The sequence below is a fragment of the Clostridium sp. DFI.1.208 genome (assembly GCF_024463855.1).
Taxonomy (GTDB): domain Bacteria; phylum Bacillota_I; class Bacilli_A; order Erysipelotrichales; family Erysipelotrichaceae; genus Clostridium_AQ.
This window is the reverse complement of sequence record NZ_JANGCA010000006.1, coordinates 84,722-99,266: the sequence shown is the minus strand read 5'-3', so window position 1 is coordinate 99,266 and position 14,545 is coordinate 84,722. Positions and strand designations below refer to the sequence as shown.

General features: G+C 45.4%; 13 protein-coding genes. All 13 read left to right on the top strand.

The genetic code is table 11. From position 1 onward, the window contains the following. Positions 1–16 precede the first annotated feature (16 nt). The 13 genes from NE665_RS04845 to NE665_RS04785 all read left to right on the top strand — a co-directional run bounded on the left by NE665_RS04845 (position 17) and on the right by NE665_RS04785 (position 14,477). Positions 17–592, top strand: a complete 576-nt coding sequence (locus NE665_RS04845) for a M23 family metallopeptidase (RefSeq protein ID WP_117442360.1) — start codon at positions 17–19, stop codon at positions 590–592. Further along, positions 579–1,355: a site-2 protease family protein gene (locus tag NE665_RS04840; RefSeq protein WP_117442359.1), complete on the top strand. Its 777-nt coding sequence runs from the start codon at positions 579–581 to the stop codon at positions 1,353–1,355. The genes NE665_RS04845 and NE665_RS04840 overlap by 14 nt, the downstream gene beginning before the upstream one ends. Before the next feature lie 112 nt (positions 1,356–1,467). Beyond that, positions 1,468–2,424, top strand: a complete 957-nt coding sequence (locus NE665_RS04835; RefSeq protein ID WP_118654602.1) for a zinc ABC transporter substrate-binding protein — start codon at positions 1,468–1,470, stop codon at positions 2,422–2,424. A 105-nt stretch (positions 2,425–2,529) separates the two neighbouring features. Beyond that, positions 2,530–5,115: a DNA polymerase I gene (gene polA, locus NE665_RS04830; RefSeq protein WP_117442357.1), complete on the top strand. Its 2,586-nt coding sequence runs from the start codon at positions 2,530–2,532 to the stop codon at positions 5,113–5,115. Between the two features lie 9 nt (positions 5,116–5,124). Next, positions 5,125–5,955, top strand: a complete 831-nt coding sequence (gene mutM, locus NE665_RS04825) for a DNA-formamidopyrimidine glycosylase (protein ID WP_117442356.1) — start codon at positions 5,125–5,127, stop codon at positions 5,953–5,955. Further along, positions 5,952–6,545: a dephospho-CoA kinase gene (gene coaE, locus NE665_RS04820; RefSeq protein WP_117442404.1), complete on the top strand. Its 594-nt coding sequence runs from the start codon at positions 5,952–5,954 to the stop codon at positions 6,543–6,545. Before mutM ends, coaE begins: the two co-directional genes overlap by 4 nt. Positions 6,546–6,549: 4 nt before the next feature. Further along, positions 6,550–7,746 (top strand): DnaD domain protein, encoded by a 1,197-nt coding sequence (locus NE665_RS04815; RefSeq protein ID WP_117442355.1) that lies wholly within the window; start codon positions 6,550–6,552, stop codon positions 7,744–7,746. Continuing rightward, entirely contained in the window at positions 7,747–8,661 is a 915-nt protein-coding gene (gene zapE, locus NE665_RS04810) for an AFG1/ZapE family ATPase (protein ID WP_117442354.1), read from the top strand. A gap of 57 nt (positions 8,662–8,718) precedes the next feature. Further along, positions 8,719–9,681 (top strand): 6-phosphofructokinase, encoded by a 963-nt coding sequence (gene pfkA / locus NE665_RS04805; protein WP_002608651.1) that lies wholly within the window; start codon positions 8,719–8,721, stop codon positions 9,679–9,681. A 49-nt stretch (positions 9,682–9,730) separates the two neighbouring features. Beyond that, on the top strand, positions 9,731–11,152 hold the full coding sequence (gene pyk, locus NE665_RS04800; protein WP_117442353.1) for a pyruvate kinase: 1,422 nt from the start codon (positions 9,731–9,733) through the stop codon (positions 11,150–11,152). Between the two features lie 240 nt (positions 11,153–11,392). Further along, positions 11,393–12,466: a hypothetical protein gene (locus NE665_RS04795; protein WP_233104530.1), complete on the top strand. Its 1,074-nt coding sequence runs from the start codon at positions 11,393–11,395 to the stop codon at positions 12,464–12,466. Positions 12,467–12,912: 446 nt separating this feature from the next. Further along, positions 12,913–14,097, top strand: a complete 1,185-nt coding sequence (locus tag NE665_RS04790; RefSeq protein ID WP_233104531.1) for an InlB B-repeat-containing protein — start codon at positions 12,913–12,915, stop codon at positions 14,095–14,097. Positions 14,098–14,099: 2 nt separating this feature from the next. Next, positions 14,100–14,477 (top strand): hypothetical protein, encoded by a 378-nt coding sequence (locus NE665_RS04785; RefSeq protein ID WP_117442351.1) that lies wholly within the window; start codon positions 14,100–14,102, stop codon positions 14,475–14,477. Positions 14,478–14,545 lie beyond the last annotated feature (68 nt).

The window sequence follows — 14,545 nt, the reverse complement described above, 5'->3', positions numbered from 1 at the left end:
TAGCAGGAGGGATGATATGGACGATTTAAGAAGAGTAAGGAAACGAATCAGAGGCCGCAGATTTGACGGAGCAGGGGCGCAGGAACAGAAGCAGCGTCCGTTCATCCTGTTTCGTATGATTTATCATGTGGTCATGCTCATGATGTGCATCTGTGTTGTCGTACTGGCTCTGCTGCTTAATCAGAAGCTGAATCTAGTGAAAATGCCGGCGGTGATACAGCAGCTGAATCTGGAGGATCTGGGGAGCTGGCTGCCCTTTGAAAGCTGGTTTTCGCTCAAGGATGAAGCTGTTTCCACATCTCCTGTGTATACGCTGCTGAAGGATGATCATTATTCCAACGGTACCAATCAGGCACGCAACGGCTATGCCGGTATCGTGCTTCATGTGCAAAAGCAGGCTGATAAAAAAAGCAGCGTCACCATAAAGCAGGACAATGGTGTAGTGGTAACCTATGGAAACCTCAATGAGGTCAAGGTAAAGCAGGATGACCGCATACTCAAGGAGGCTGTTCTGGGGACGGCTGACAGCTATGTCACCATCAACGCATTAAAGGATAATGAGAAAATCAAGGTGAGCGATGCATTTTCATAAGGTGCGGATACGGATTTCTCTGCTTTGGCTGCCGTATCTGCTGTTGCTGCCTTACCTGCCTGTAGCCCGTCTGGTCGGATGGATTTTTATCATGCTTACCATTCATGAGATGGCACATATGTTATGTGCCATTCTCTTTCATTACCCGATTGAGCGAATCAATATCTATCCCTTCGGGCTGGCGGCAACCATACCGCATATCGGACACGGCTCTTTGATAAAGGAGATTCTGATCATTTCCGCAGGACCGCTGATGCATGTTCTGTTTCCTTCGCTGTTCCAATTCTGCGTTGTAAAGGGGATTCTGTCGCCATCCTTTGCCGTTTATCTGCATACGATCAATGCCTCCATCCTGCTGTTTAATCTGCTGCCGATCTATCCGCTGGACGGAGGCCGGCTTATGCAGACTTTTTTTCACTGCTTTTTACGCTTTCGTACAGCGGAGCATGCAACCCTGATGTGTTCGCTAATTTCCATTGCAGCTGTCTGTTACTTTCATCTGCTTCAGGGAGTGAGTGCGCTTATCGTACTGATCTTTCTAATCCTACAGATTTTCCTCTCCTGGCACTCGCTTCCCCTGACACAGCTGCAGTTTTTTCAATACCGCCGATTGCATCCGGTTGCCTACGCTCCCATCCTCAATGAATCCTTCGATTTATACCGTGGCCGCCGAAACTTCATAAAGTACGGCAGAGGCTGGATAGATGAGAGAGACTGGCTCAGGCAGCGCTTCAGCAGCGAGAAAAACAGTAGGCGCCCGTAAAGAAATGTGATATACTCAAGGGGGATGCGGTACCCTTGCGACACATGCTGCAAAGACTATTGTCGTGCAGGGGCATGTAATGGTATAATGGAACGCAAGGGAGGCAGGATCTATGAAGATAAAACTATTTCTTGTATCTGTACTGGCGCTGTTTCTTGTCAGTGGCTGTGAAGAGAAAAATCCAAGCATTGCCACAACCGTATATCCTGTACAGTATCTGGTGGAAAGAATCGGCGGTGATGATGTAACCGTGAGCAATATAACAGAAAATACGATGATTCAGCGTGCCCAGATCAAATCCAGCTTTCAGGATATTTTAAAGAACAGCGATGCTCTGTTTTATATCGGTGGCCTGGAGCCGTATATGGATTTGTATGTGGATGACATCCGGGATACCGGAGTGGATATGGTGGATCTTGCGACAAAGAGTGCGATTTATAAATTTGAACGCTATACCTCAACAACGATTGACGGCATAACGGCAGGAACGGAAGGTCCTTATTACGAAGGTGAGGAATTTGCCAATCTGGATACCTATGATGCAGACCCCATGCTTTGGATGGATCCTGTAGCAATGACCAGCATGGCGAGTGATATTCGTGACTATCTGGTACAGAAGTATCCACAGTATAAGGATATTTTCGATGAGAACTACGATGCTCTGGAATTGGATCTTGCCCGGCTGGAGGCAGACTTTCAGGCTATTCCGGATGGCAAGATGAACATTAGCTTTGTATCCATGACGCCATCCTTTGGAAACTGGCAGAAATCCTATGGCATTAAGGTATATCCGGTAACCTTGTCCAAATACGGAGCACTTCCGACAAGCGATCAGCTGGCGGCTATCAAAAAGCGTATCAAAAGCGATCATGTGCGATATATTGCAATCGAACAGAATCTGAGTGAGGATATGGAGAAGCTGCAGCAGCAGCTAATCGATGAGCTGGCACTGATACCAGTAAATTTGAACAATCTCTCCAGCATTTCAAGCGAAGATAAAAAGGCCAGCAAGGATTATCTGACGATTATGTACGATAACCTGAAGGCACTGGAATCCATAGCATCCTAAAGGTCATAACCGGACCTTTTTCTTTTGAGTTGGATAATTTATCAGGCATCCTTCTTCTAAGAAACAAAAACTGTGGTAAAATAAGAACGTATGGAGGAACCCCCAATGAAAAAACTTTTACTGATTGATGGAAATTCCATGCTGTTTCGTGCATACTACGCAACAGTATATGGAAGAATGATGAAAACGAGCAATGGTGTGCCGACCAATGCAGTATATGGCTTTATCACGATGATCAACAAGGCACTGTCCATGGTGGAGCCGGATGCGGTGCTGGTCGCATGGGATGCAGGCAAGCCGACCTTTCGGCATGAGACGTATACGGAATATAAGGGAACCAGAAAAGAACTGGATCAGGAGCTGATCGTACAGTTTCCGATTGCCCGTGAATACCTGGATGCCTATGGTATGAAGCGCTATGAATGCGAGGGAATCGAAGCGGATGATATCATCGGTAGTATGGCAAAGCAATATCCGGATGTGGAAATACATATCTTATCCAGTGACCGTGACCTCCTGCAGCTGATCGATCCGACAACGGATGTCTATCTGATGAAAAAGGGTATCACGGAAATGGAGGTCATGGATGAGGCAAAGCTGAAGGAAAGCATGGGAATTGTACCGTCACAGATTATTGATCTGAAGGCGCTGATGGGGGATACTGCGGATAACATACCGGGTGTGAAGGGCATTGGTGAGAAGACGGCACTGAAGCTTTTGAGTGAATATGAAACCGTGGATAACGTGTATGCGCATATCGATGAAATCAAGGGCAAGCTGAAGGAAAAGCTGGAAACGGATAAGGAAAAGGCATTTTTATCCAAGTATCTTGCGACCATCAAGGTGGATGCTGAAATTCCGCTGCCTTTTGCGGATATGATGCTGAAGGAGCCGGGGGAAGCGCTGCATGAGTTCTTCGTGAAATATGAAATGAAGAGCTTTGTGAAGGATACCATGGACACCAGAGAGGTGAAAAAGGAAGGCAGCCGCACGATCGTGAAGCAGATTTCGCCTGATCTTTTACAGGATGGGGCATTGGTGTATGCCAATGTGGATAATGAAAGCTATTATGATGCCCAGCTGTATGGCTTTGCCATCAGTCTGCAGGATCGCACGGAATACATAGAGCTGTCAGATGCCCTGCAGGACGCAGCCCTTTTGGGATGGCTGAAGGAAGAAAACGGTAAGGCGGTATATGATGCGAAAAACTTCTATCACGCTCTGCATAAAAATAAAATCCCCTTTGCGGATGTAACGTTTGATGTCATGATTGCGGCATTCCTCGTGGATGGAACACTGTCGGATTACGATAAGCTGGCAGAGAAATATCAGTTTGACCGCAGTCTGTTAAAGGATGATGTGTTTGGTAAAAAGGGCAAGGGAAAGCTGGTGGACAGTGAGGAGGCTGCCCGCTATGCCATGGTGCAGGCCGATCATTTGCAGGATTTAGTTGCTGAACTGGATTCAGCGTTACAGGAAATGGAAATGAAGGAGCTGTTTACTACCATTGAAATGCCGCTGACGCATGTGCTGTATGCGATGGAACAGGAGGGGGTTGTTACCAGCCTTTCCACTCTGGATGAAATCGCAAAAGCGACCAGTGATAAAATCGATGCCCTGAGTGCAAAGATATACGAGATTGCCGGTATGGAATTCAATATCAATTCCCCGAAGCAGCTCGCCGGTATTCTGTATGATGAGCTTGGCTTGAAGGCAGGCAAGAAGCGAAGCACGGCAGCGGATGTATTGGAAAAGCTGGCATCCCAGCATCCCATCATTCCACTTTTGCTGGAGCATCGCAAGTATCAGAAAATCTATTCGACCTATGCGGTAGGCTTGAGCAGACATGTTTTAAAGGATGGAAAGATTCATACAATATTCAATCAGATTCAGACACAGACCGGCCGTTTGTCCTCCTCGGAGCCAAACCTGCAGAATATCTCTGTGCGGGATGAGGAGGGAAAGGAAATTCGCAAGGCGTTTGTTGCCAGTGAGGGACATGTGCTGCTATCTGCGGATTACTCCCAGATTGAGCTTCGCATGCTGGCACATATGGCCAATGAAGAAGTGATGATCGATGCCTTTAACCATGGCATTGATATTCATACAAAAACGGCAATGCAGATATTTGATGTGGAACACGATGCAGTGGATGCCAATATGCGAAGAAGTGCAAAAACGGTAAACTTCGGTATTGTTTACGGACAGAGTGATTTCGGATTGAGTGAGCAGCTGGGTATTACCCGTAAGGAGGCACATGCCTTTATTGATAAGTATTTTGCATCCTATCCGAATATTAAAAGCTTTATGGATACGACGATAGCATTCTGTGAGGAGCATGGCTATGTGAAAACGCTGTTCAACCGCCGCCGCTATATCAAGGAAATCAGCGATAAGAATTATATGATGCGGGAATTCGGAAAGCGTGCGGCCATGAATGCACCGATTCAGGGGAGTGCTGCTGATTTGATCAAGCTTGCCATGATTCATATATATAAGCGGATGCAGGAGGAACAGGTGAAATCCCGTATGATTCTGCAGATTCACGATGAATTGATTTTTGATGTCTGGGAAGAGGAACTGGAACAGATGAGGACCATTGTCGAGGAGGGCATGCAGACAGCGATGAAGCTGCGTGTACCGCTGATTGCCGAGGCGAATATCGGCAAGACCTGGTATGATGCAAAGTAGGTGAAGAATATGCCGGAGCTTCCAGAGGTTGAAACGGTTGTCAGAACATTGGAGCACCAGCTGGATCACGTGATGATTACCGGCTGTGAGGTGTTCTGGAATAACATTATAGCTTATCCGGATGCAGCGACCTTCTGCAGGGATATTGCTGGAAAAACGATACAGGGATATCACCGCCATGGAAAATATATGCGCTTTGATTTGGGGGATATGGAATGGATCTGCCATATGCGTATGGAGGGGAAGTTTTATGTCCAGCAGCCGCAGGAGCCCTATGATAAGCATGTCCATGTGATCCTGCAGCTAAGTGATGGACGGCAGCTGCGTTATCATGATACAAGAAAATTCGGTAAGATGTATCTGTATGAAAAGCGTGCGGATGTTTCATCCTATCCATGCTTTAAAAATATCGGCTATGATGCCTTCGATGAGCGTATTACGGCAGAGTGGCTGTATCACACACTGCATAAGAAAAAGACCGCGCTGAAGGCTGTGCTGCTGGATCAGCGCTATATTGCCGGTATCGGCAATATCTATGCGGATGAAATCTGCTTTGCCATGCGTATGCATCCCCAAACTATGATCAGTCATTTGCGGAAAAAGGATTTTGAGGAGCTGATCTATCATATCCGCCGCATCCTAAGCGGTGCGATACGGGCCGGAGGAACAACGATTCGTTCGTATACCTCACAGCTTGGTGTGGATGGCCGCTTTCAGCTAAAGCTGAAGGTGCACGCAAAGAAAGGAGAGGCATGTCCGGTATGCAAAACGACAATTAAGAAAATTGTTGTCGCAACACGGGGAACCTGTTTCTGTCCGACATGCCAGCGCAGAAGATGAGAACAATTGGACTGACCGGTGTCATGGGTGCCGGAAAATCGAGTGTGATCCGGATATTGCAGGAGGAGGGCATTACGGTGCTGGATTGTGATGCCGTGAATGCACAGCTGCTGCAGAAGCAAGAGGAAGGCTATACAGCGCTGATCCAGATGTTTGGGTCCGATATTCTGGATGACGAGGGCAATATCATGCCCCAGCGGATGAGTGATCTGATCTTTTGTGATCCTGAGAAAAAAAGACAGGCAGAGGGGATTTTGCATCCACTGATAAAGAAACGTATTTTTGAAGAGCTTGCATTCCATGCGACGGAGGCACTAGTCGTTGTGGAGGTGCCGCTGCTCTTTGAGGTACACTGGGAGAATGCCTTTGATGAGGTCTGGGTTGTGGCCTGTGATGAGGAGCTGCTGTTATCCCGTTTAAAGCTGTATCGCCATATTTCCAAAGAGGAAGCGCTGCGCCGCTTACGGCATCAGCTGCCGCAGCAGGAAAAAATAAAGCGGGCGGATGTCGTTTTTTACAATAACAGCGATTCAGCAAGTCTGAAAAGACAGATTTGTGATATACTGAACATGAAGAGGCAGTTGAGGTGAGTGTGTGAACAGAAAAGAGGATAAATGTCGTATTGAGGTACAGGGCGAAATGACGGCGGAGCGCTATGCTTCCTTTACCATGCTGTATGTTCCCCTAATCGGCAGCGATGCAGCGGCACTGTATCATACGCTGGTCAGCATCGGTACGAGAAATCAGAAGATTCGCAATCATATCCTGATTCAGACAATCAGTAAGCTGAGCATGGAAAACATGGAGAAAAGCCGTCATGTGCTGGAGCAGTATCTGCTGGTGAAAACCTTTTATGATGCTGCGAAAAACAGCTACCTGTATCAGGTGTTCATGCCCAAGGACGGCAATGAATTTCTAAGACATGAGGTGTTTGGACGTCTGTATCTGAAGGAAATGGGGAAGGATGTATATGAGTTCAACAAGCTGAGCTTCGCCAAGCCCTATGAGGATAAGTCGGAGTATCAGGAAATTACTATCCCTTTTGTGAATGTTCTGAAGGAGGACTGGCAGGATGTGCAGGAGGAGGATTTCCGCAAGCTGAAGCCGCAGCAGGATCTACTGCACCACAACGATATCCCTTTAAGCTTCAATTATGATCGGTTTTTAACCGGTCTGCCGCAAATGGTGTTTCCCTCTTCGGCCCGCAATGAGAAAAATCTGCGAATCATTGGGGAGCTAGCGACGATTCACGGCATTGATGAGATTACCATGCGCAAGCTGGTTTCCCAGAGTATGAACCTGAAAACAAATGATCTCAATATAGAGCAGCTGAAAAAGAAGGTGCGCAGCTGTAAATCCGAATTTCACACGGAGGATAACCGCGATCCGTACCGTCTTCCACCGGTTCGCTTTCTGCAGAACCTGCAGCATGGTGTGGAGGTTAGCCGCAGCGATAAGTATCTGATTGAAGCGCTGATTTCCGATTTCAAAATGAAGCCGGAGGTTGTCAACGTATTGATTGAGTACGTGCTGAAAACGAAAAATCAGCAGTTTCCGAAGGCGTATGTCGAAAAGGTTGCCAGTACCTGGGTGCGTCTGGAAATCGATACGAGTGAAAAAGCGCTGGCGCAGATTCAAGGCGAGGCGGAAGAAAAGAGCAGCCGCCGTAAGCCGGCACAGAAAAAGGAGCTGCCGTCCTGGTATCATAATCAGGAGGAGATCAAGGTTGATGTAGAAGATTTCGATGAAGATGAGCTGCTGCAGAAAATGAAGAAACTGAGAGGTGAGTAAATGGAAAAATTATCATTTGCATTTACACTGAGCGAGGAACAGAAAAAGAAAAAAGAGGCACTTGTTGCGCAGCTGATGAAAAATGACCATGTACTTGCCTGGCTGAAACGCTATGGCTGCGATGAGGACTTTGTGTGGGATCACAGTGGAAAATTTGCGGATTGGACAGCTGTGATGGAAAAGTGTGAAAGCTGTTGCGGCTTGGATTTCTGCCGGCAGCCGGAAACGGGGACACGCATCGATCTGTATCTGGATGGAATGCTGATGAATCGAGTTGAGCATTGTACATATTATAAGGAACAGCAGAAGCAGTATGCACATCGTTGCTACTATAAGCAGATGGATATGCTGGAGGATTACCTGCTGGTGGATGTTCCGTGCCTGAGCCTGCAAAATGAGGCTGTTGAATATAAGACATCAGTTGCGAAGGTTATTGACCTGTTAATGAATGAACATCCGCAAAAGGGTCTATACTTATGGGGAAAGCCGGGTGCCGGAAAAAGCTGGCTGGCGGCCGGCATGTGCAACTATTATGCCAAGCAAAAGAAACGTGTGGCATTTGTCAATGTTCCCAAGCTGATTTCCGATTTGAAGCTTTTGTTTCATGATCCGGATGCTATGGAGGCAAGGCTTCGCAGCATTCGCAATGCTGAGGTTGTTGTGTTTGATGATATCGGCGGTGAGAGTGTCACAGCCTGGAGCCGGGATGACATTCTGCTTCCGCTGATGGATGCTCGTATGGAAAAACGGCGCCTGACGATCTTTACAAGCAATTATTCCATGGAGGAGCTGAAGCAGCGTCTGTGTGCGGCAGCAAGCAAAAGCAGTGAGCCAGTAGCGGCTGAGCGGCTGCTGGAACGCATCCGTGCATTGTCTTGTGAAATATTTATAAAAGGCGAAACAAGACGAAAATAATGCTAGTAAAAATTGTAATATAATGGTATCATAGTAACCGTGAATGGAGGAATTTTTATGGTAAAACGTATTGGTGTTCTTACTTCCGGTGGAGATGCACCTGGAATGAATGCTGCAATTCGCGCCGTCACAAGGGTTGCACTCAACAGTGGAATCGAAGTCTTTGGTATTTACGATGGATACAAAGGAATGGTGGAAGGCTATATTGAGCCTTTGACAAAAGCCAGCGTCGGTGAGATCATCGACCGCGGCGGAACGATTCTAGGGTCTGCCCGACTTCCCGAATTTAAGGATATTGAAGTGCGTAATAAAGCAGTTCAGCAGTTAAAAAAACGTGGAATTGAGGCTATCGTAGTCATTGGTGGTGATGGTTCTTATCGCGGTGCTCTAGCACTGACGGAAATGGGAATCAACTGTATCGGATTGCCGGGTACCATTGATAACGACATCACATGCACAGACTTTACGATAGGGTTTGATACAGCTCTGACGACAATCGTAGAGGCAGTCGATAAACTGAGAGATACATCAAGCTCTCATCATCGCTGTTCGATTGTAGAAGTTATGGGAAACCGCTGCGGGGATCTGGCGATCTGGTCAGGAATAGCATGCGGTGCTGAAATTGTTATTACATCCTCTACAGGCTTCGAGGAAGGTGAAGTGCTGGAGAGACTGCGTGATTTTGATTTAATCAAGAAAAAGCGTCATGCGATTGTAGTCATTTCAGAAAAAATTACAGATGTTCACCAATTTGCCAAAAAGGTAAGCTTAAATACTGGATTTTCAGGTAGAGCCACGGTGCTTGGACACGTTCAGCGTGGAGGGTCACCGACACCGACAGATCGAGTATTGGCATCCCGTATGGGAGAGAAAGCGGTGGATCTGCTGATGCAGGGTGTAGGAGGCCAGTGTGTCAGCATTAAGGACAACCAGATTGTATCAGTACCAATCGAAGAGGCGTTGAATATGCCAAGAGAATCACGCAAGAGATTGCAGAATTTATTCGACAGACTGGTATAGAAGGTTGCTTCTCGCAGTTTTTATTAGGTAATTAGGAAAGGAAATTAACATGCTAGCAAACAGAAAAACTAAGATTATTTGTACGATTGGCCCTGCTTCCGAAAGCAAGGAAATGATGACGAAGCTCGTCGAAAACGGAATGAACATCATCCGTTTGAATTTCTCCCACGGAGATTTTGAAGAACACGGAAACCGTATCAAGAACATCCGTGAGGTCGTTAAGGAAACAGGAAAAAATATCGCAATTCTGCTGGATACAAAGGGACCAGAGGTTCGTCTGGGCGAATTTGAGAACGGCGTGGAAACGTATGAGAAGGGCGATATGGTAACCATCGTTCGTGAAAAGATATTAGGAACACACGAGAAATTCCACATTCAGTGTCCGGAAATCTTCGACGATGTTGAAGTTGGCGGAACCATACTGATCGATGATGGAAAAATGCGTCTGACCATTCTGGAAAAGAAGGAAGGCGAGCTGAAGTGCCGTATTGAGAATCCGGGACAGCTGAAGAGCAAAAAGGGCTGTAACCTGCCAGGTGTGAAGCTGAGTATGCCATTCATCTCTCCGAAGGATGATGCAGACATCCGTTTCGGATGTCAGATGGGTGTCGATTACATCGCTGCATCCTTCACAAGAAGAAAAGAAGATATCCTGGCGATCCGTAAGATTTTAAGAGAAGAAGGAAAGCCGGATATTCAGATCATTCCAAAGATTGAAAACCAGGAAGGCTTTGACAATCTGGAAGAAATTCTGGAGGTAGCTGATGGTGTCATGGTAGCTCGTGGTGATCTTGGCGTTGACGTTTCCTTTGAGCTGGTACCAATCTATCAGAAAAAAATCATCAAAACAGCAAATGCAATGGGAAAACCTGTTGTTACTGCGACACATATGCTGGAGTCTATGCAGGGAAATCCAAGACCGACGCGTGCAGAGGCGAGTGATGTTGCCAACGCCGTGCTGGACGGAACGGATGCAATTATGCTGAGCGGAGAGTCTGCTGCAGGTCTGTATCCGATTGAGGCTGTACAGACAATGGATCGCATTGCGAAGGCAATGGAGCCAACCATTCCGTTTAGAGACCGTCTGAAGGCAAGTATTAAGACAAGCCAGAGAACAAAGAATGATGCCATCGCTATTTCCGTAGCAGATACAGCTATGGCATTGGATGTTGCGGCAGTTATTGCATTCACACAGAGCGGTACGACAGCAAGAAGAATTTCAAAATTCCGTCCGGAAGCACCAGTTATCGCCGTTACATTTGACGAAAAAACACAGCGTTCTCTTGCTATGAACTGGGGTGTTACGACTGTTCTTTCAGAAGTAGCGAACAACCAGAATAACGAGTGTGAGCTGGCTAGAGCGATTGCGAAGGAAATGGGTATCAAGGTTGGTGAAACCATTATTATCGTTGCCGGATATCCGGTCGGAAATGGCGCTACCAACACAATGAAGATTATCGAAGTAAAATAAGACATACCGGGCATGAGAGATCATGCTCTTTTTTTGCGTTGTATGTGCGTGTTTTTTGCTTGAAATTTGCGTGGGAGCTGCACGACATTCCATGGTATTATACTAATGTAAAGAACTGAAGGGAGCATGAGGGAAGCATGTTCCCTTTTTGGAAGGGAGGCTGTAGGAATAAAAGAGGTATTGCGTCTCGTGGAATCTATAGTATAATGGATACGTGGGAATGAAATGGAGGAAGAAGTTATGAAGAAGAGATTTTTTTCAGCAGGCTTGCTGACAACACTGTTGCTTATGGGCTGTTCATCCACGCCGGTATTAAAGAGCGGGGAGATTGAAGTACCTGTGCATAAGGAACTGGATTTGTCTGCGTCCTGCTTTTTTGATTCTGTTGACAAGAACGATAGGGTGACGGTAAAAAGCGGAAATCTGGATATTCAGAAGCTGGGAACCTATACTGTTACTATAGCTTATGGGAAAGAGGATTATAAGCTGAAGGTGAAGGTTGTGGATAAGGAGAAGCCTGTTTTAAAATGGAAGAAGAAACGTCTGGTTTTCAAGCTGGATACAAGGCTTGATAAAGTAAATGCTGCTATACGCGATAATGCCGTTATCACAGATAATTATGATAAACAGTTTCAGGCCTTTACTGGCCTCAAGAGCATTCCAAAATCTGAAAAGGAAGTCGTGTTTGATGTGCAGGTCAAGGACAGCAGTGGCAACGTGTCAGAGAAAAACAGTCTGCTAGTGCAGTTCACAAGTGATGGCAGAGAGAAAGCCGGGTTAAAGCAGGAGCATGCTTCCACAGAGATTTCCAGTGATACAGCAAACGCAGAGAAAAAGGAAACAAAGAAAGAAGCAAAGAAGAAGACTGAGAAGAAGGATAATAAAGAGAGTGGAAAGGCTTCCGAAAGCAAGGGGACAGAAAGCACGAATACAGAAGCAAAGGTGCAGCAGCCTGAGCAGGGTCAAGCATCGTCAGCTGTTTCAGGGAAGCAGGAAGGCAGTGGTGAGGTGAATAATGCAAAGCCAGAGCCGGATTCGCCAAAAGAACCAGCCGGTAATGCTGAGAAGAAGGAGCCTGTGTATCCGCCGGAAAAAGAAAAGCCAATTATGACTGTGAATAACTTCCCTAGCTATCATTTAGGTAATTCTGGTAAGGTTTTTTCCACTTATGAAGAAGCTTATAACTGGGCGAATGAACAAATTAAGTTAGAGGGAAGTCCTTGGTATGGCTGTCAAATGGAGCTCTCGTCTCCAAGTTCAGGTTCAGAGTTCGCTCCAAGCGATAATAATCCTTGGACAATCAATTTTTATTAGATAGTAAAACAGAAGTCATGCGACTTCTGTTTTCAGAAAAGGAATGATTTATGATAAACAAAAAAATTCAGGTTTGCACATATATTATATTTATGTGCTTTTTTGTATGCATGCAAGTTATGCGAATTGATGCATCTGTATTAAAATATGAAAGTTTTAAACCAAATAATGAAGAAGAAAGAGTTATAGACCATACAGCTATAGGAAGCTGGAATAATGGCGAATTTTTTGAGACAGTAACCTATCAAAGAGTGGGATTTGATGATGATTCTATGACAATGAAGTATAGATTTCGTTATTATATAACACATAAGGGAATCAAAGGCTCTTATATTTATCAAAAAGTTCCTGTTGGTATTTTTGTAAATGATAAAAAAATCGCTTCATTTTCTAGCTGGATAGGTAAAAATATTTCAAATAAGACTCAATTATGCGGAGAGAAAACAGTGACTATTCATCAAGGCAAGCATTTAGTTGAGTTAAAAGATATAAAAGATGGTGCAATAACTGTAGTAAATGTAAAAAAAATGATTGTTATCGCGATTCCTACCTACTCCGTAAAATTTTTGGATTCTGATGGAACAGTATTGAAAACACAAACAGTAGAGCGCTATAAAAGTGCGACAGCTCCAGCTGTATCGGATAAAACCGGGGCGAGCTTTACCGGCTGGGATAAGCCATTTAACAATGTACGTGAGGACCTTATAGTTACCGCCCAATATGCTGTAAATACCTATTCTGTGAATTTTCTGGATTGGGATGGGCGAATTTTGAAAACGCAGACAGTGCAGCATGGCGGCAATGCGTCACCTCCTTCCTCCCCCTCCAGAGAAGGGTATGTTTTTCAGGGATGGAAAGGTGATTATACAAATGTAACAGGAAACAGAACCATTACTGCTGCCTATAAGATTAAGACCTTCACAATCACCTTTGATTCCAATGGAGGGTCTTCCATAGCACCGCAGATCATCACCTATGGAGATAAAGCAGGAGTTCCGGCTATTCCGATAAAAAAGAATAACAAATTTATGGGCTGGCACACTGCTGCAGGTGTGCGATATGATTTTTCTCAATCGGTAAAGGAATCCATGACGCTGTATGCCTATTGGGATGAGGAACCGATAATCACGGCACAGGATATTCATATCTTTGAGGATTTGTATACAGAGCAGGATTGGAAGCGGATACGTCTGGAACGGGCAAAGGCGCTGGATAAGGAGGATGGTGATATCAGTGCGCATCTGACAATTCTCAAAGACACGACAAATCTGAAGAAGCAGGGAACCTATGAGCTGACCTATGAAGTAAAGGACAGCGCAGGTAATCGTGCAAAGAAGAGCATCAATGTTATCGTTTTGGATAAACGTGCGCAGGAGGATCGTTCCAGAAAATATATTCGATCCATATCAGAAAACCATATTCAAACTCTGCATCCAAACAGCTATTGGAGAATGACGGAGCGATTTCAAAGATTGACACAGTCCCTGCAGAAAACCACTGCGCAGGCTCGATACACCTGGCATCTTACAGGACAGGATATTGCGGAAATTCGCAGATTTAATGCGGAGCATGGGTATTCAGAACAGGAGAACAAGGCTTTTATGGAGAAATTTTCATATCTTAGGAGGTGAGTATGAAATCTGTTATTAAATATAGTATATTGTTCATTTGCTTTTCCATCACCATTCTGCTTATGATGGATATCAATTCTATATCACAGAGAAAAAGTGAGATGGAGGATGCTGTAGAAATCAGTATGCGCAATTCGCTTAAGGCAGTTGGCATCCATAAAATGTATCCTGTGGATGAAGCCGGTATGGAGGCTGAGCTTCTGCGTGAATTTGCATCCAATATCAATTCGGATACGGATTATACCCTGCGTATTATGGATATCAGCAGGGATGGATTACTGGATGTAGAGCTAGTCGCGGACTTTGCACATATGAATGGTGTCAGAGATCAGCGCACGCTGCGTAAAACAATGCTTATTGAAGCTTATGATCTTCCCTGATCACATACAGGTTATGTCTTCCTGTCAAAAAGCGCGCACATAAAAATGTGCTTTTTTTGTGGCAACCC